Origin of the sequence: Solidesulfovibrio magneticus RS-1 (genome assembly GCF_000010665.1) — a bacterium.
GTDB lineage: Bacteria > Desulfobacterota > Desulfovibrionia > Desulfovibrionales > Desulfovibrionaceae > Solidesulfovibrio > Solidesulfovibrio magneticus.
Map to the genome: position 1 here is coordinate 2561657 of NC_012796.1, position 16745 is coordinate 2578401.

A 16745-nucleotide genomic window follows, 5' to 3' on the forward strand; every position below is an offset into this window, starting at 1 on the left:
GCAATGGACGCAGCGATATGCTAGGCCATACGGCATCGGCCCCAAACCGGGGCCGATGCCGTATTTTATTCTTTTTTCCGCAACAACGGCGTGTTATGGCAATAGCGTCGTCCGGCCGCGCCCGCCCCGGCCAAGGCCTTGATCCCAAGCCCGCGACGGTCAAAGGAGACCCGACATGGCCCAACTCACCGAGCATCCGGCCCACAGCGCCCTTGTCGCCCACCATGAGCGCGTGAGGGACCTGCACATGCGCGACCTGTTCGCCGCCGATTCCGGCCGGTTCGACAAACTTTCCCTGCGCCTGGGCGACATCCTGTTCGATTATTCCAAGAACCGGGTCACGGACGAGACCCTGGGCCTGCTGTTCGACCTGGCCCGGCAGGCCGGGGTGGAAGCCCGGCGCGACGCCATGTTCGCCGGCGAAAAAATCAACCGCACCGAGAACCGGGCCGTGCTCCACGTGGCCCTGCGCAACCGGGCCAACCGGCCCATCCTGGTGGACGGCCACGACGTCATGCCGGACGTCAACAAGGTGCTCAACCAGATGCGCATCTTCTGCGGCCGCGTCCATTCCGGCCAGTGGAAGGGGTATAGCGGCAAGGCCATCACCGACGTGGTCAACATCGGCATCGGTGGTTCGGACCTGGGACCGCAGATGGCGAGTCTGGCCCTGGCCCAGTATGCCGTGCCCGGCATCACGTCGCATTTCGTTTCCAACGTGGACGGCGCGCACATGGTGGAAACGCTGCAGCGCGTCTCCCCGGAGACGACCCTTTTTATCATCGCCTCCAAGACCTTCACCACCCTGGAGACCATGGCCAACGCCCATGACGCCCGGGACTGGTTTCTCGCCCAAGCCGGCGACGAGGCGGCCGTGGCCAAGCATTTCGTGGCCCTGTCCACCAACGCCGAAGCCGTGGCCGCCTTCGGCATCGACACGGCCAACATGTTCGCCTTCTGGGACTGGGTCGGCGGGCGCTATTCCCTGTGGTCGGCCATTGGCCTGTCCATCGCCCTGGCCGTGGGCTTCGACAACTTTGAAGCCATGCTCGAAGGCGCGTTTCTCGCCGACGAGCATTTCCGGTCCGCGCCACTTGAGCGCAACATTCCGGTGGTCATGGGACTGCTCGGCATCTGGTACAACAATTACTTCGGGGCGCAGACCCAGGCCATCCTGCCCTATGACCAGCACCTGACCCGGTTCGCCGCCTATTTCCAGCAAGGCGACATGGAGAGCAACGGCAAGTCCGTCACCAATGACGGCCGGTTTGTGGACTACACCACCGGCCCCATCATCTGGGGCGAGCCGGGCACCAACGGCCAGCACGCTTTTTATCAGCTGATCCATCAGGGCCGAAAGCTCATCCCCTGCGATTTCCTGGCCGCCGCCATCACCCGCACGCCCCTGGGCCGGCATCAGGACATGCTCTTGTCCAACTTTTTCGCCCAGACCGAGGCCCTCATGAAGGGCAAGACCGTGGACGAAGCCCGGGCCGAGCTGGCCGACAAGGTCTTGGGTGAAGCGCAGCTGGAGCTTTTATCCAAGGCCAAGTCCTTCACCGGCAACCGACCGACCAATTCGTTCCTATATCGCGTCCTGGATCCCAAGACTCTGGGCACGCTGATCGCGCTCTATGAGCACAAGATCTTTGTCCAGGGAACCATCTGGGACATCAACTCCTACGACCAGATGGGCGTGGAACTCGGCAAAGTGCTGGCCGGAACCATCCTCAAGGAGCTGGAGAATGACGCGCCGGTGGCGTCCCACGACTGCTCCACCAATGGCCTGGTCAATTACTACAAGGAATTGCGTCTGGGCGACTAGTGTCGCGTCCCTTAAAAATACGACATTTTTTAAGAAAAAATTTACAGTTTCAACATGTTGTCTACGAGATACCCTGTGAGTTTTTCGTGAACGCGACACTCGTGTCGCGCCCCGAGCCGCAGCAAAACGACTCCTCAGGCGGCCGGGAGCCTGAGGCCCCCGGTCCCCCAAAAGGGGCAAAGAGGAGATAGCGGGAAGACGTGGTTACCCCGTCAGCCGCTTGGCCAGATTCAGGGCGGCGGCCAGGCTGCTGACGGCCGCCTTGCCCGTGCCGACCAGCTCGAAGCCCGTGCCATGGCCCACGGAGGTGCGCACAAAGGGCAAGCCAAGGGTCACGTTGACCGTGTCCTTGAAGTGCAAAAGCTTCAGCGGCGGCAGGCCCTGGTCGTGGTACATGGCCAGGATGGCGGAAAATTCGCCCTGGGCCGCCCGGTAAAAAAGCGTGTCCGCCGGCAGCGGCCCCACGGCCGAAATGCCCTTGGCCCGGGCCGCCTCCACGGCCGGGCGCACCACCGCCTCATCCTCGCGGCCTAAAAGCCCCCCCTCCCCGGCATGGGGATTGAGGCCGCACACGGCAATGGGCTTGTCCGCCACCCCAAGGCGCGTAACGTAATCCCAGGTCAGGGCCAGACAGCGGGCCACCCGATCGTAGGTGACCAGCGACGGCACCTTGGCCAGGGGCGGATGGGTGGTGACCAAGCTCACCCGCAGCACCGGGCCGCACAGGTGCATGCATACGCCGCCGCGCCCCACGCCCGAACGCTCGGCCAGAAATTCGGTATGGCCCGGAAAGGCGAAACCGGCGGCATTGAGCGCCGCCTTGGACAGCGGGCCGGTGACCAGTCCCCAATCCGGGTGGGCGGCCAGGGCGGCCAGGGCCAGCTCCAGACTTTCGCCGGCGGCCCGCCCGCCTTCAGGCGTCTCCTGGCCAGGGGACAACGGCAGCCCGGCCGAGCCCTCAGGCTCCAGCAGATAAATCCCGGGCGCAGCCTCGGCCACGGCGTCGTAGTCGGACAGGCGCGTCCAGAACCGGGCCAGCCCCAGGCGCTCGGCGTGCCAGACCAGGGCCGTTTCCGGGCCAACAAGCACCACAGGACGGTCGTTTTTCGGCGCGTCCGGGCCGCCGAGCAGCCGGCAGACCAGTTCCGGCCCCAGGCCGCCTGCGTCGCCGAGGGTGAGAAGGATGGGGTTTTTCAAAGGGGATTGGGCAGTCATGGGCTTCCTTCCACAACACCAACAGCCGGTGGGAAGATTCCCCCGGCACAGGAGGTTTGGGGAGGAGGCCGCGCCTCCTCCCGTCCATGTTCAGCCTTCGGGGGTCAAGGCCACGGCAGCCAGGGGCGGCAGCGTCAGGGAGAGGTATTCGGGCCAGTCGCCGTACGCGGCCGGCCGGGCCATGACGCCGCCGCCGTTGCCGATGTTGCCGCCGCCGAAAAGCGCTGCGTCGGAATTGAATATCTCCCGCCAGAACCCGGGGATGCGGCAGCCCACGGCGTAGTTCTCGCGCACGATGGGCGTGAAGTTGAACGCCCACAAGACCGGCGATCCGTCCGGGGCCTTGCGCAGGAAGGTGATGACCGAGGCGGCGTAATCAGACAAATCCACCCACTCGAATCCGGTCCAGTCGTTGTCGCGGTCGTGCATGGCCGGATAGGCCTTGTGCAGGGCATTAAGCGCCCGCACCAGTTCCGCCGCGCCTTGGTGATTGGGGAAATCCATCAGCGCCCAGTCGAGGGGCTCCCGGGAGTTCCATTCCTTCCACTGGCCGAATTCGCAGCCCATGAACAGGAGCTTCTTGCCCGGATGGGCCCACATATACGCCAAAAACAGGCGCAGGTTGGCCATTTGCTGCCACTGGTCGCCGGGCATCTTGGAAATGAGCGCGCCTTTGCCGTGAGTGACCTCGTCGTGGGACAGAGGCAGGATGAAGTTCTCGTGGAAGGCGTAGAGCATGGAAAAGGTGAGTTGGTTTTGGTGGTAACCCCGGTAGATGGGGTCCTTGGCGAAATAGCTCAGGGTGTCGTTCATCCAGCCCATGTTCCACTTGAAGGTGAACCCCAGGCCTCCGGTATAGACCGGCCGCGACACACCGGCCCAGGAGGTGGACTCCTCGGCGATCATGGCCGCGCCGGGGAAATGCTCGTGGACCACCACGTTGAGCTCGCGCAGCATCTCGATGGCCGCGATGTTTTCCTTGCCGCCGTACTTGTTGGGAATCCACTGCCCTTCCCGGCGGGAGTAGTCGAGGTAGAGCATGCTGGCCACGGCATCGATGCGCAGGCCGTCGAGATGGAATTCCTTGAACCAATAGAGCGCGTTGGCCAGAAGGAAGTTTTTAACCTCGTGGCGCTCGAAATTGAAGACATAGGTGCCCCAGTCGGGGTGCTCGCCCTGGCGCGGATCTTCGTGCTCGAAAAGCCCGGTGCCGTCGAAGCGGCCCAGACTCCAGGCGTCCTTGGGAAAATGGGCCGGCACCCAGTCGAGGATGACGCCAATGCCGTTTTGGTGGCAGACGTCGATCAAGTAGCGCAGGTCCTCGGGCGTGCCGAAGCGCGAGGTCGGGGAAAAATAGTGGCCGACCTGGTAGCCCCAGGATTCGTCCAGGGGATGTTCGGCCAGGGGCATGAATTCGATGTGGGTGAAACCCAGGTCGCGCACGTAGGGCACCAGGGTCTCGGCCAGGTCGCGGTAGGAGTAGAACGAGCCGTAGTCGGCGGTTTTCCAGCGCCAGGAGCCGGCATGGACTTCATAGATGGCCACCGGATCGGTCAGGGGCAGGCCGCGCGCCCGGCGCTGCTTCATCCAGGCCCCGTCGTTCCAGGCGTAGCTGTCCAGATCCCAGGCCCGGGCGGCCACACCAGGCCGCATTTCGGTGCAAAAGGCGAAGGGATCGGCCTTTTCCACTACCGCGCCGTCTAGCTGGATGACGGAAAATTTGTAGAGCCAGCCTTTCTCGAAACCCGGGATGCAGCCGGCCCAGATGCCCGAGGCGGCCACGGGATGCAGGGCTTGAGCCCCGGGGGTCCAGCCGTTGGCGTCGCTTATAACCGACACGGCCCGGGCGTTGGGGGCCCAGACGGCGAACCGGTAGCCCGGTCCGTCCGGCCCATCGTAGGGATGCGCGCCCAGGAGCCGGTAGAGGTCCCAATGTTTGCCCTGGCCGAAGAGGAAGATGTCGAGTTCGCCCAGGGCCACGGGCAGGCAGGGCGACACGGACGAAGCGGCGGCTTTGGACATGGGAACTCCTTTGGCGGGCGGGACGGCCCTTGGTCCAGGCGGTCCCGGCGCGTCGGATCAGGTGTCGCCTTCACGGAGCGCACAACGCCGCTCACGAGCAAGGCGGTAAACAACGCTCGATTTCTTCAGGTTGCGCCACAAGACCGAGCCGACGGCAATGCCGTGTCGGCCTCGTAGCGGCTCAGATGTCGGCTCCAAGCTCCCGGTAGAGATTGATGTAATTCTTGGCCGCTTTTTCCCAGGAATAATCAGCCCGCATGGCCCTTACGACCATGGCCTTCCAGGCTTCGGGGCGGTCCCAGAGTTCCAGGGCGTCGAGAATGGCCCGGTAGAAGAGTTCGGGGTCGGGTTCGGAAAAGGTGAATCCCGTGGCCGCGGGATCGGGCCAGGGCACGATGGTGTCGCGCAGCCCGCCCACGGCCGTGGCCACGGGCGGTGTGCCGAAGCGCAAGGCGTACATCTGGGTCAGGCCGCAAGGCTCGTAGCGCGAGGGCATGAGGAAAATGTCCGAACCGGCCTGGATGCGATGGGCCAGGTCTTCGGTATAGCCGATGCGCACGGCCAGCCGTCCGGGGTAATTTTCCATCATGTCCAACAGCACGGCCTCGTAGTCGAGGCTGCCTTCGCCAAGGACCACCACGGCGGCGTCCTTTTCCATGACGCGGCCCATGATGTCGATCAACAGATCAATGCCTTTCTGGTCGCGGATGCGGCCGATGAAGCCCAGGATTGGCCGCTTGAGGAACCGGCGGTCCAGCCCCAGCTCGGCCACGAGGTTTCGCTTGCACACGGCCTTGCCCGAAAGGTCGTCGGGGCTGTAGGCGCTTGGCAGGTGGCGGTCGTTTATGGGGTCCCAGACGGTGTAGTCCGCGCCGTTTAAGATGCCGCGCAGCTGCGAGGCGCGCTTGGTCAGGATGCCTTCCAGGCCGCAACCGAACTGGGGCGAGAGGATCTCCAGGGCGTAGGTGGGGCTGACCGCCGTAATGATGTCGGAATAGGCCAGGCCGGCCTTCAGCAGGTTGAAATCACCCCAGAATTCCGCGCCGTCCAGGCCCCAGGCCTCCTTGGGCAGGCCCGAGTCGAAGAACAGCCGTGAGGCGAAACGGCCCTGGAAGGCCAGGTTGTGAATGGTCATGACGGTTTTGGTGTTGCGCCAAAAGGGCGCTGCCGGACGCAGGAAGTGCAGGTAGGCCGGCACCAGGGCGGCCTGCCAGTCGTGGGCGTGGACGATGGCCGGCGCGCCGTCCAGCCGGCTGGCCCAGGCCATGGTGGCCCGGCAGAAGAAGATGAAGCGTTCGCAGTTGTCGAAATAGTCGCCGTCGTGGGTGTTGTAGTAGAACCGGCGGTCGAAGTATTCGCCGCGCTGGACGAAGTAGACCGGCACGTCGTCGCAGGTGGCGGTGTAGATGTCGGCGGTGATGGGCGCCCAGGGGTAGCCGACGCGGCATTTGGAATAGATCAGCCGCAGCTGGTGGTCGCCGTGGTTGAGGCGGCCGTAGTAGGGCGCGATCAGGGCGACGTTGACGCCCTGACGCTTCAGTTCCTTGGGCAGCGCGCCCATGACGTCCCCGAGACCGCCGGTCTTGGAGAAGGGATACATTTCCGAAGCGACAAAGAGGACCTTGTGATGAAACTTCATCGCGCTCCTCGGCAGGGCCGGTTCTCTTCCCCTTGCGCACGGCCATCCGCGGGAGTGGGGAATGTGGTCCGTTACTCCCGTCAACCGCCCCGGGCGGCGTTCGGGGCTACAAGGCGCGGCGGAAGTTCTTCGCCGCGTCCTTGTCTGGCTGGCGGCCGCTTCACAGCGGTTTGACCCGGTTCAAAAGCGTGGCATAGTCGTTGAGAATACGTTCATGGTCGAAGCACAAGGGCTTCGGCCACTGCCCCACGGGAAAGACGGACAGGTTCTTGGCGTCGTCGCCGGCGGCCAGTTCGTCGGGGTCCAGGGCCTGGGCAATGTAGACGACGCTCAAGGTATGCTGCCTGGGGTCACGCGAGGGGTGGGAATAGACGCCAAGTAAGCTCGTCAGTTCCACGGTAAGGCCGGTTTCTTCCTTGGCCTCGCGGATGGCGGCGGCCTCGGCCGATTCGCCGTAGTCCACGAACCCGCCGGGCAGCGCCCAGCCGTAAGGCTCATTGAGGCGTTCGATGAGCACCACGCCGCGTCCGGGCAGATGAATGAGCGTGTCCACGGTGGGCACGGGATTGCGGTAATGGACGATGGAGTGGCCGCATTGCGGGCAGGGTTTGACAAGGGCCATGATCACATGCTCCAGGCGGACGCGGTGGTTGTCTGCGGGCGGTTGCCCGGCCCGGTTTCCCGAAAAAGTCTCAAGCAATTATAAAGATACGTCTTTTTCTATCTCCAAGGGTACGCGAAATGAACCCCCCTGACAAGATCGTTTTGGAACATGCCGGAGCGCTTGGCGATTTTTTCCTGGCTTGGCCGGCTTTTCTGTCGGTGGTCCGGCGTTTTCCGGGTGCTGCGGCCTTTGCTGCCGTGCGTCCGTCCCTGGCCGGCTACCTCGCTCCCCTGGCCGCGCCCTGCCCGCCCGACCTGCGTCGAACCCTCGACGCCCGCTTCGCCGCCGCCGTCTGGCCCAAGGCCCTGGCCAATACCCTGGTGATCCGCCCCGGCCTGGCTGCTCGGCCGGAGCTGCCGCCAAGCGACCGTTTTCTGTTCTTGCCTGGCGTCGTGCCCGGCAGTCTGGAGAGCCCTCGGGGGCACTACCGCAAGGCCCTGGAAACCCACGGTATCCCCTGGGCCGAGGACTGGCGCGAGATGTTCCAAACGCTTTTCGGAAGCCATGCACCGACCACGGACGACGTGCTGCTTTTTCCCGGAGCCGGCCACCCGGACAAGTGCTGGCCCCTGGACCGGCTGGCCGCCCTGGCCAAGGGGCTGGCCGCGCGCGGGCTGCGCCCGGTTTATGTTCTGGGACCGGCGGAACTGGAACGCGGCCTTGCCCCGGCCGGAAGCAACATGATGTTGCTCGAGACGGTGGAAGAATTGTCGTTGGCGCTGCGCGCGGCCCGGGCGGTGGTGGGGCCGGACTGCGGCCCCCTGCATCTGGCCGGCCTGCACGGCGTGCCTGGGGTGGCGGTCTTCGGCCCGACCTCGCCCCGGCAGTGGGGTCCGGTCGGCCTGGACGTCATAACGGCGGGGATGGCCTGCGCGCCCTGCGCGGTCGTAACGTCCGGGGCCTTTGCCGCCGCCTGCCCGCGCCCCCTGCCCTGCCTGGCGGGCGTTGGCCACGAGGCCGTTCTGGAACGGCTTATGGCCCTGACGGTAGCGAGACCACGCGCCGGTCAATACGGGAAGTGAAACGGGTCAGCTCGTGACGTTCTCAGGCAGGTAGCCGGCCGCCTTCAGGGCGGATAACGGCGTCGCGCCCCGGCGGAAAATGGTCAGGCGCTTGCCGCCGCGCAGGCCGGCCACGGTGGAGGCCGGGCCGCCGGCCGGGGGTGCGCCAGCGGTCAGCACCGCGTCCACGGCCGCCGTCACTTCCGGGTCCAGTGCTTCAGGCGTGGCAGCTGGCGGGCCGCCGCTGACGTTGGCGCTGGTGGCCACCAACGCGCCGCCGGCCAAGCGGCAAAGCGCCGCCGCTGTTTCGTGGGGCGTGAAGCGCACCGACACCCGACCGTCGGCGTCCTTGACCAGCCCGGGCAGCGCTTCACGGCACGGGACCACCAAGGACAGCGGGCCGGGCCAAAAAAGCGCGGCCAGTTCGCCGAAATCGGCCCCAAGCGGTCCGGCGGCAAAGCCCGGCGGCACGACCGCGGCGAGCTGGGCCAGCTCTCCGACCAAAAGCGGCAAGGGCTTGTGGGCAGGCCGTCCCTTGACGGCGACGATGCGCTCCAGGGCGGCGGCGTTGTCCGCCAGCGCGCCCAGGGCGAAATAGGTTTCCGTGGGATAGACCACGCAACCGCCGGCGCGCAGGATGGCTGCCGCCCGGGCCAGGGATGTCGTGTGCATGAATGCGCCTTGGTGTTTGCCGCGTCCCGACGCGCCGGCCAGACGGCGGTTGGACTTGCCGCCCCGGACGGGCTATGGGCCAAGGCAACCTAGCACCAATGCTCCCAAGGGAAAAGGACCGCCATGCCCATCGATCCGCGCCGCCCTGCCCTGCCGCCGCTGCCGACGCCCTCGCCCCATTTTCTGCCAGCCGTCCTGGACGCCCTGCCCTATTGGGCGCTGACCACCGAACAACAGGAACTGCGCCGCTCCCTGGCCGGCCTGCTCCTGGCCCAGGGAGCGGGCCAGCCCGACTGCGCCGCCGCCGCCAAGGGGCTGCTCGCCTACGCCGTCCAGCGCGCCCCTTTTGACCGGGAGAGTCTGGCACTTACGGCCCAAACCCAGGCCGCCGCCCCGTTTTTGCCGGCCAAGGCGGCGGCAGTGGCCGACCTGCTGGCGTCGCTGCCGAATATGGACAACGACGAGATCTCTTACGCGGCCATCGCTGCCAGCGGTGATCAAGAACTCCTCATCCGCTACCTGGAAATCGCCGCCCGTGACAACACCGCCGGCCTGGCCCGGCTGGCCCCGGCCTTCCAGGCGCTTTGTCGCCTGCCCGATGTTGACCAGGCCGAGGCGCTCCTGGCCGGCTTTGCCCCGGTCGTGCCGCCGCCGCTTTTTGCCCGCCTGGAGGCCGAATTGGCCTTGCTGCGCCGCTCCCCCGAGGCCGCCCTGGAAAAGCTGCTCGCCCTGGACGGCGATGCCTGGGGACTGTTTGCCCTGGTCGGCGCGTCCCACTGCCAGGAACGCCTCGGCGACCGGACGGCTGCCCTTACGGCCTGTCTGGCCGTCCGGCGCGTCCTGCCCCAGCACGTCAACCTCACACTTCGGGCCTTCGAACTGTCGCGCACACGCGAAACGCCGCGCCCGGCCCGGGCCGGCGAGGCGGCGGTGTGCCTGTATTCCATGAATAAGGAAGCGCTTTTCCGGGAGTGCCTGACCCACCTGGCCGCCACAGACCTTGGCGAGGCCACGGTTGCGGTCCTGGACAACGGCTCCACCGACGGCACCGGGGCCATGCTCGAAGCCATCGCCGACCTTTTCCCGGCCGGCCGGTTCGTCATCGTGCGTCTGCCGGTCAACATCGGCGCGCCCGGAGCGCGCAATTGGCTCCTGTCCGTGCCCGAGGTGGCGACATGTCAACATGTCGCCTTTCTCGACGACGACGCTTTTCCCGAACGCGACTGGCTCTCGCGCCTGCTGGCCACGGCCCGGGAGCATCCCCAGACCGGGGCGATCGGTTGCGCCATCACCGACTGCGAGCCGCCGCGCGACCACCAATCGGCCGACTTCAACCTCTTTCCGCCCCAGATGGGCCGGCCGTCCATGGCCGAGGTCAAGGAGCGGCTTTTTGTCTGCGAACCCTGCCGGGGCGCGGCCGATGTCGGGCTTTTCGCCTACACGCGGCCCTGCCTGTCGGTGTCGGGCTGCTGCCATCTGCTTTCGCGGGAAGCCCTCCAGGGGGCCGGCCCCTTCGACATCCGCTTCAATCCCACCCAGTTCGACGATCTGGAGCGTGACATCCGCTCCTTTCTGGCCGGATTCCCCAGCGTCTACGACGGGACCGTGCGGGTGCGCCACAAGCAGGGATCGAGCCTGGCCCTGGCCCAGACCCAGGCCCAAGTGAGCCAGGTGCTCGGCAACAAGATCAAGCTCGAATACTGCGTGTCCGACGCCGACGCCGACCGGCTGTGGCGCGACAACTTGGCGCTGTTAGGCAAGGATTTAAAGGAGAAGGCTGCGGCTGTGGAGGCGCTTGGGGTGTAGGCAATAATCGGGGCTCTGCCCCGCGCCCCGCCGGGGGGATGATCCCCCCGGACCCCTCTATTGATGGAGAGCGATTAGTCCAGCGTCTGGCGGTAGCGCTTGATCCCGATCCCCACCGACACGAGCAGGAAAAGCCCGATGGGCCACATGTGCGGCACGATGTCCACAAACGTGTTGCCCTTGAGCACGATGCCCCGCACCACCCGCAGATAGTGGGTGAGCGGCAGAACCGAACCCAGCCACTGGGCCCACTGGGGCATGCCTTGAAAGGGAAACATGAAGCCGGACAGCAGGATTGAGGGCAGAAAAAAGAAAAACGACATCTGCACGGCCTGCAACTGGTTCTGGGCGATGGTGGAAAAGGTGATGCCCACGCCCAGGTTGGCCGCGATGAAGGGAAAGGACACCAGAAACAGCAGCGGCAGGCTGCCTACGAAAGGCACGGCGAACAACAGCCTGGCCGCCACCACGATAAGGCCCATCTGGATGTAGCCGACAACAATATAGGGCAGGATCTTGCCAAGCAGCACTTCCGTGGGCCGCACCGGGGTGATGAGCAGGTTCTCCATGGTGCCCCGCTCGCGCTCGCGGGTGATGGCCAGCGAAGTGATGATGACCAGCGTCATGGTCAGCACCACGCCCATGAGCCCGGGCACGATGTTGTACTGGGTCACGGCCTCGGGGTTGTAGCGGGCGTGCAGCCGCAGATCGACCGGCCCGTCCTTGGCCCGAAGGGGCAGCAACGGTCCGGTGAGGTCGCGGTTGAAGGCGTCGGTGGCCGCCTGACGGATGGCGGCCACGGCGTTGGAGGTGGCGGCCGGATCGGTGGCGTCGGCTTCGAGCAGGGCAACCGGGCGCACGCCCCGAACCAGATCGCGGCCGAAGTTCTGGGGGATGGTCAGGACGAACTGGATGCGGCCCAGGCGCAACAGCTCGTCGGCCTCGGCTTCGGTCCTGATTTCCTTGGTGAACTTGAAATAGTCGCTGTTTTTCATGGCTGCGGCCATGTCCCGGGAAAAGACCGAACGGTCGTTGTCCAGGATGGCCGTGGGCAGCTGTTTGGGGTCGGAATTGATGGCGAAACCAAACAGGATGAGCTGCAAAAGCGGAATTCCCACCATCATGGCAAAGGTCACCCGGTCCCGGCGCATCTGGGTAAATTCCTTGGACACCATGGCCCCGAACCGGGCCGGGGAGAAGCCGAGGAAGCCGGACATCACGACACCGCCTTGCGCATGAGGCTGATGAAGACCTCTTCGAGGTTGGAGGCAATGCGCCGCAGGGTCAGCGGCGCCGCGCCGTAAGGGGCGAGGCTTGCGGCCAACGCGTCGCCGTCGCGGCCGCTGACGTGCAGCGTCACGCCAAAGGCCACCACCTGTTCGACTCCGGGCAGGCCGCGCAGCTTGTCGATGTAGCCGTAGAGGTCGGGGCCGCTTATTTCGTAGGTGAAAAGCCCTTCCTGGGCCACGATCTCGCCCACCGTGCCGGTGGCCAGCAGATGGCCGTAGGCGATGTAGGCCAGCCGGTGGCAGCGCTCGGCCTCGTCCATGTAATGGGTGGAGATAAGGGCGGTGATGCCCTCGCCGGCCAGCTTGTGGACCTCGTCCCAGAAATCCCGGCGGGCCATGGGATCGACCCCGGCCGTGGGTTCGTCCAGGAGCAGCAGGCTCGGCTGGTGGATCATGCAGGCGGCCAGGGCCAGGCGCTGTTTCCAGCCTCCCGAGAGCGTGCCGGCCAGTTGGTCGCGAAACCGGCCCAGGTTCATGCGTTCGACGGTGCGGGCAACCCCGGCCGCCCGGTCGGCCACGGCGTACATGCGGGCGATGAAATCAAGGTTTTCCCGCACGGTCATGTCTTCATAGAGGGAAAACTTCTGGGACATGTAGCCCACATGAGGCTTTATCAACTCGGCCTGCTCCCGCACGTCGAAGCCCAGACACGTGCCATGGCCGTCGTCGGGACGCAGCAACCCGCACAACATGCGAATAAACGTGGTCTTGCCCGAGCCGTTGGGGCCAAGAAAACCGTAGATTTCGCCCCGATTGACCCGCATGTCGATGTGATCGACCACGGTCTTGCGGCCAAAAATCTTGGTCAGCCCGGTCACGTCGATGACGGCCGGCGAAACTCCGGCGTTCACGGCTTGGCCCCTGTCATGGCCGGCTCCAGAGAGACGTCGATGGGCAGGCCTGGGTGCAGGCGCGGCGCGACGGCGGGATCAAAGGACGCCTCCACCATGACCACGAGCTTTTCCCGGAAGCCCTGGCTGTAAATGACCGGCGGGGTGTATTCCACCTTGGGCGCGATGTAGCTGATGGTCGCCGTAACCGCCTCGCCGCCCCCGTCCCAGGCCACGCGGACGGACTGGCCGGGCTTAAGGCCCCCGGCCACGGCTTCGGGCACGAAAAACCGGGCCTTGACGTTGGCGTCGGGCAACAGCACCACCACCGGGCTGCCGGCCGCCGTCCACTCGCCCCGGTAGTGGAGCAGATCGTAGACCAGTCCGCCGACCAGGGCGGACTGGCGCATCTGGTCGAGGTTCCACCTTGCCTGGGCGACCATGGCCCGGGCCGCGTCCACGGCATCGGCCGCCGCCCGGATCTGGTCGATGCGGCTGGGCAGCTTGCCCGTGGCCAGCTTGGCCTCCAGCTCCCGGACCTGCTGCTTGTCGCGGGTGTGGGTGGTGCGCGAGGTGTCGAGCTCCTCCTGGGCGATGACCGCGCTGCCGTAGAGCTTGACGCGGCGGTCGTATTCCAGCCGCGACAGCTCGCGGGCAGCCTCGGCCCGGCGCAGATCGGCCTCGATCTGGTCGATCTCCTCGGGCCGCAGCCCCTTCTTGCGGTCGTCCAGGGTGGCCTCGGCCTGGCGCAGATCGGCCTGGGCCTGAGCCAGGGCGGCTGCCTCGAAAGCATGTTCCAGCACGTAGAGCGGCTGGCCCGGGGTCACACGCTGCCCGCGCGAAACGGCCAATTCGTCGAGCCGGCCGCCGATCTTGCCGGCCACATACACGAATTCGCCCTCCACATAGCCCTGATAGCTCGTCTGGCCGTCAGGCTTGCAGCCGCCAAGACCGCACACGGCCATCAGGCACAGCGCAGCGCAGAAATATGCTCTCATGCCCCGCCCTCCTTGGGTTCCGCAGCCAGCCCCCGGGTCAGCACGCCGGCCAAAAAAGCGCCCATTTCCCCAACCGGCATGTCCGTGCGCATTCCCATGGCCTGGGCCACCTGGGCAAAGCGCTGGCGCAGCGGCTCGGACAGGCTGTAGACGATCATGCCGCCGACCAACGTCAGATGCACGAAAACCGGCTCGGCCGGCCGCAGCAGCCCGGTCTCCTGCCCCCGGGCCAGGATGCCCCGGGTGACGCCGAAAATGCGGCGAAATTCCATCATGGCCGCCGCCGGCATGTTGGCCGCGCCCGAGGCCATCTCCAAAGCCATGATACGCGGCAACATGGGCAGGCGGGAAAACAGACCGGCCAGAGCCTCGGCCAGGGCGGCCAGGGCCTCGCCCGGCGACAGCCCGGGCACGGCCGCCTGCTCCACCGCCCCGGCCACCTGGCCGAAAAGCCGGAGCATCACGGCTTCGTAGAGCTTTTCCTTGTTGCCCACATGATAATACAGGCCGGCCTTGTTGACCCCGGCTCGCTTGGCGATAGCCTCGACCTTGGCCCCGGCAAACCCCTGGCCGGCGAACTCCTCGGCGGCGGCATCCAGGATGCGGGAAACGATGTCCGATACGGCGTCCATGGCATGCCCCCTCTCTTAACCGTTTAGTTCAAAATTTTGGTTAAACCGGAACGTCCAAACCGTCAAGGGGAACATGAACGCCGCTTCCCATTTGGATTAAAGCAGTGTAATCCGTGAGCCGGCCGGCAGGAGACAACCACGCCCCGGCCCAAGGCGCCCATGACCCAGACCGCCCTTTCCGTGCTTTTATCCCCCGCGACCGCTTTGGGCCGCGTGACCCTGCGCTTCGTGGCCGAGCTTGGCGGGCTGTTCCTGTTCACGCTCCAGGGACTTTGGCGCATCCTTGTCCCGGCCCCGTCCTGGTCCAAAATCGTGCAGCAGGTCTATTTCATCGGCGTCAAGTCGATCTTCGTCATCGCGCTCATCGGACTTTTCACGGGCATGGTGCTGGGGCTGCAGGGCTATTACACCCTGGTCAAGTTCGGCAGCGAGGGCCTTCTTGGCGCGGCCGTGGCCCTGTCCATCATCCGCGAGCTCGGGCCGGTCCTGACCGCCATCATGATCACCGGCCGGGCCGGCTCGTCCATGGCGGCGGAACTGGGCATCATGCGCATTTCCGAACAGATCGACGCCCTGTCCACCATGGACATCAACCCCATGCGCTTTCTGGTGGCCCCCAGGCTGGCCGCATCGCTTATTTGCTTTCCCCTGCTGACGGCCATTTTCGACGTGGTCGGCATCCTGGGCGGCTATCTTTCGGGCTGCGTGCTCCTGGGCATCAATCCGGGCGTGTATTTCGACCGCATCGACGCCACTGTGGAACTGGCCGACGTGACCGGCGGGTTCGTCAAATCCGTGGTGTTCGCCCTGCTCGTGGCCGTCATCTGCTGCTACGAGGGGTATTTCACCCATGCCCGCCAGGGCGGTTTCGGAGCCAAGGGCGTGAGCCTGGCCACCACCTCGGCGGTGGTCCTGTCGTGCGTGGTCATCCTGGTCGCGGACTATGTCCTGACCTCGTTTTTGCTGTAGAAAGGGGCCGGCGTGTTGCATCCCGGACACGTTGGCCGTAAAAGGCCGGTTGCATGAAAAAATACGCAATGGAAACGTCCGTGGGCGTCTTTGTCCTGGCTGGCCTCTTGTGCGTGGCCTATCTGACGGTCAAACTCGGCAAGCTGGAGGTGGTCGGCGGCGACGGCTATCAGGTCACAGCCAAGTTCAAGGACGTCACCGGCCTCAAAAACGGCGCGTACGTGGAGATGGCCGGCGTGCGCATTGGCCGGGTTTCGGGCATCCGCCTTGATCCCAAGGACCATGCCGCCCTGGTGGGCCTGACCCTGGACAAGGACGTGCGGCTGACCGACGACGCCATCGCCTCCATCAAGACCAGCGGCCTTATCGGCGACAAGTTCGTCAAGATTTCCCCGGGCGGGTCCGATGACGCGCTCACGCCCGGCGGCATGATCGTCGAGACCGAGTCTTCGGTCGATCTCGGCGATCTTATCGGCAAATACGTTTTCGGCGGCGTGAAGTAGCCCTTCCCCGCACCCTCGGCATCCTCACAGCGGTGGTATCCGGTATGCAGCGTTTCGTTTCCCGCCTCGTTTTGACCCTTGTCCTGCTGGCCGCGACCGTGGCCGGCGCCCAGGCCGGACCGGCCACCGACACCCTGTCCCAGTCCGTGGACAAAATCATCGCCCTGCTGGCCGATCCGGCCTACAAGGCGTCCGATACCCGACCAGCCATGCGGGCCAAGCTCATCGCCGCCATCGGCGAAATCTTCGACATGAAGGAACTCTCCCGCCGCGCTCTGGGGCCGGAGTGGAACAAGTTCAACCCCGAGCAGCAGGAGCGGTTCGTCAAGGCCTTCGGCACGCTGCTGGAAAACACCTATCTCGACAAGATCGAGAGCTACACCGACGAAAAGGTGCAGTACCTCACGGAGCAGGACCTCGGCGGCGGCAAGGCCGAAGTGAGCACCAAGGTCATGGGCAAGGGCAAGGAGATTCCCATTGCCTACCGCCTGACCGATCGCGGCGGCTGGAAGGTCTACGACGTGGTCATTGAAGGCGTCAGCCTGGTGCAGAACTACCGCAGCCAGTTTGGCCAGCTCCTCATGAACGAGAGTCCCGACGCCGTGATCGCCAAGATCTCGCAAAAACGCTCCTGACCCTAAATTTCGAAAGCATTCCGCCAATTGGTCGTGATTAGGTTT

General features: G+C 65.5%; 15 protein-coding genes. 6 read left to right on the forward strand and 9 right to left on the reverse strand.

From position 1 onward, the window contains the following. Positions 1–175: 175 nt before the first annotated feature. A complete protein-coding gene (pgi, locus tag DMR_RS10890; protein ID WP_015860957.1) occupies positions 176–1825 on the forward strand; it encodes a glucose-6-phosphate isomerase in 1650 nt (549 codons plus the stop codon). Between the two features lie 204 nt (positions 1826–2029). On the opposite strand, the gene pdxA is transcribed toward pgi, so the two are convergent. The 4 genes from pdxA to DMR_RS10910 all read right to left on the reverse strand — a co-directional run bounded on the left by pdxA (position 2030) and on the right by DMR_RS10910 (position 7323). After that, entirely contained in the window at positions 2030–3040 is a 1011-nt protein-coding gene (gene pdxA / locus DMR_RS10895; RefSeq protein WP_015860958.1) for a 4-hydroxythreonine-4-phosphate dehydrogenase PdxA, read from the reverse strand. 90 nt (positions 3041–3130) lie between these two features. Further along, positions 3131–5062, reverse strand: a complete 1932-nt coding sequence (gene glgB / locus DMR_RS10900) for a 1,4-alpha-glucan branching protein GlgB (RefSeq protein WP_015860959.1) — start codon at positions 5060–5062, stop codon at positions 3131–3133. Positions 5063–5243: 181 nt separating this feature from the next. Continuing rightward, positions 5244–6701: a glycogen synthase GlgA gene (gene glgA / locus DMR_RS10905; RefSeq protein WP_015860960.1), complete on the reverse strand. Its 1458-nt coding sequence runs from the start codon at positions 6699–6701 to the stop codon at positions 5244–5246. A gap of 160 nt (positions 6702–6861) precedes the next feature. Next, positions 6862–7323 (reverse strand): NUDIX domain-containing protein, encoded by a 462-nt coding sequence (locus DMR_RS10910; RefSeq protein WP_015860961.1) that lies wholly within the window; start codon positions 7321–7323, stop codon positions 6862–6864. Positions 7324–7442: 119 nt separating this feature from the next. On the opposite strand from DMR_RS10910, the gene DMR_RS10915 reads away from it, so the two are divergent. Beyond that, entirely contained in the window at positions 7443–8387 is a 945-nt protein-coding gene (locus tag DMR_RS10915) for a glycosyltransferase family 9 protein (protein WP_015860962.1), read from the forward strand. Between the two features lie 6 nt (positions 8388–8393). Here the strand turns inward: DMR_RS10915 and DMR_RS10920 are convergent, their stop codons facing one another. Next, complete coding sequence (locus DMR_RS10920) at positions 8394–9038, reverse strand: L-threonylcarbamoyladenylate synthase (protein ID WP_015860963.1); 645 nt, start codon at positions 9036–9038, stop codon at positions 8394–8396. A 123-nt stretch (positions 9039–9161) separates the two neighbouring features. Between DMR_RS10920 and DMR_RS10925 the strand changes: the two genes are divergently transcribed. Continuing rightward, positions 9162–10844 (forward strand): glycosyltransferase, encoded by a 1683-nt coding sequence (locus tag DMR_RS10925; RefSeq protein ID WP_015860964.1) that lies wholly within the window; start codon positions 9162–9164, stop codon positions 10842–10844. 74 nt (positions 10845–10918) lie between these two features. On the opposite strand, the gene DMR_RS10930 is transcribed toward DMR_RS10925, so the two are convergent. Genes DMR_RS10930 through DMR_RS10945 form a run of 4 tightly spaced genes read right to left on the reverse strand, consistent with a single transcriptional unit; the run spans position 10919 to position 14593 of the window. Continuing rightward, positions 10919–12061, reverse strand: coding sequence for an ABC transporter permease (locus DMR_RS10930; RefSeq protein ID WP_015860965.1), 1143 nt, complete (start codon positions 12059–12061; stop codon positions 10919–10921). Continuing rightward, entirely contained in the window at positions 12061–12984 is a 924-nt protein-coding gene (locus DMR_RS10935; protein WP_015860966.1) for an ABC transporter ATP-binding protein, read from the reverse strand. The genes DMR_RS10930 and DMR_RS10935 overlap by 1 nt, the downstream gene beginning before the upstream one ends. After that, the gene (locus tag DMR_RS10940; protein WP_015860967.1) at positions 12981–13961 is read right to left on the reverse strand and encodes an HlyD family secretion protein; all 981 of its coding nucleotides are present in this window, start codon (positions 13959–13961) and stop codon (positions 12981–12983) included. The genes DMR_RS10935 and DMR_RS10940 overlap by 4 nt, the downstream gene beginning before the upstream one ends. Beyond that, positions 13958–14593 (reverse strand): TetR/AcrR family transcriptional regulator, encoded by a 636-nt coding sequence (locus DMR_RS10945; protein ID WP_015860968.1) that lies wholly within the window; start codon positions 14591–14593, stop codon positions 13958–13960. Before DMR_RS10945 ends, DMR_RS10940 begins: the two co-directional genes overlap by 4 nt. Before the next feature lie 159 nt (positions 14594–14752). Here DMR_RS10945 and DMR_RS10950 point away from each other — a divergent pair, with 159 nt between their 5' ends. From DMR_RS10950 to DMR_RS10960, 3 genes are read left to right on the forward strand one after another with little or no spacing between them, the layout of a single operon-like run. Continuing rightward, positions 14753–15562 carry an MlaE family ABC transporter permease gene (locus DMR_RS10950; RefSeq protein WP_015860969.1) on the forward strand — a complete coding sequence of 270 codons (810 nt, stop codon included), beginning with the start codon at positions 14753–14755 and terminating at the stop codon, positions 15560–15562. Positions 15563–15615: 53 nt separating this feature from the next. Further along, positions 15616–16065, forward strand: a complete 450-nt coding sequence (gene mlaD / locus DMR_RS10955; RefSeq protein WP_015860970.1) for an outer membrane lipid asymmetry maintenance protein MlaD — start codon at positions 15616–15618, stop codon at positions 16063–16065. Positions 16066–16109: 44 nt separating this feature from the next. Then, positions 16110–16700, forward strand: a complete 591-nt coding sequence (locus DMR_RS10960) for an ABC transporter substrate-binding protein (protein ID WP_015860971.1) — start codon at positions 16110–16112, stop codon at positions 16698–16700. The last annotated feature ends 45 nt before the right edge of the window (positions 16701–16745 follow it).

What these genes read in the sequence shown, in the direction of transcription:
- pgi (WP_015860957.1), top strand. Translation starts at nt 176, where the DNA reads ATGGCCCAACTCACCGAGCATCCGGCCCACAGCGCCCTTGTCGCCCAC.
- pdxA (WP_015860958.1), bottom strand. Translation starts at nt 3,040, where the DNA reads ATGACTGCCCAATCCCCTTTGAAAAACCCCATCCTTCTCACCCTCGGC.
- glgB (WP_015860959.1), bottom strand. Translation starts at nt 5,062, where the DNA reads ATGTCCAAAGCCGCCGCTTCGTCCGTGTCGCCCTGCCTGCCCGTGGCC.
- glgA (WP_015860960.1), bottom strand. Translation starts at nt 6,701, where the DNA reads ATGAAGTTTCATCACAAGGTCCTCTTTGTCGCTTCGGAAATGTATCCC.
- DMR_RS10910 (WP_015860961.1), bottom strand. Translation starts at nt 7,323, where the DNA reads ATGGCCCTTGTCAAACCCTGCCCGCAATGCGGCCACTCCATCGTCCAT.
- DMR_RS10915 (WP_015860962.1), top strand. Translation starts at nt 7,443, where the DNA reads ATGAACCCCCCTGACAAGATCGTTTTGGAACATGCCGGAGCGCTTGGC.
- DMR_RS10920 (WP_015860963.1), bottom strand. Translation starts at nt 9,038, where the DNA reads ATGCACACGACATCCCTGGCCCGGGCGGCAGCCATCCTGCGCGCCGGC.
- DMR_RS10925 (WP_015860964.1), top strand. Translation starts at nt 9,162, where the DNA reads ATGCCCATCGATCCGCGCCGCCCTGCCCTGCCGCCGCTGCCGACGCCC.
- DMR_RS10930 (WP_015860965.1), bottom strand. Translation starts at nt 12,061, where the DNA reads ATGTCCGGCTTCCTCGGCTTCTCCCCGGCCCGGTTCGGGGCCATGGTG.
- DMR_RS10940 (WP_015860967.1), bottom strand. Translation starts at nt 13,961, where the DNA reads ATGAGAGCATATTTCTGCGCTGCGCTGTGCCTGATGGCCGTGTGCGGT.
- DMR_RS10945 (WP_015860968.1), bottom strand. Translation starts at nt 14,593, where the DNA reads ATGGACGCCGTATCGGACATCGTTTCCCGCATCCTGGATGCCGCCGCC.
- DMR_RS10950 (WP_015860969.1), top strand. Translation starts at nt 14,753, where the DNA reads ATGACCCAGACCGCCCTTTCCGTGCTTTTATCCCCCGCGACCGCTTTG.
- mlaD (WP_015860970.1), top strand. Translation starts at nt 15,616, where the DNA reads ATGAAAAAATACGCAATGGAAACGTCCGTGGGCGTCTTTGTCCTGGCT.
- DMR_RS10960 (WP_015860971.1), top strand. Translation starts at nt 16,110, where the DNA reads ATGCAGCGTTTCGTTTCCCGCCTCGTTTTGACCCTTGTCCTGCTGGCC.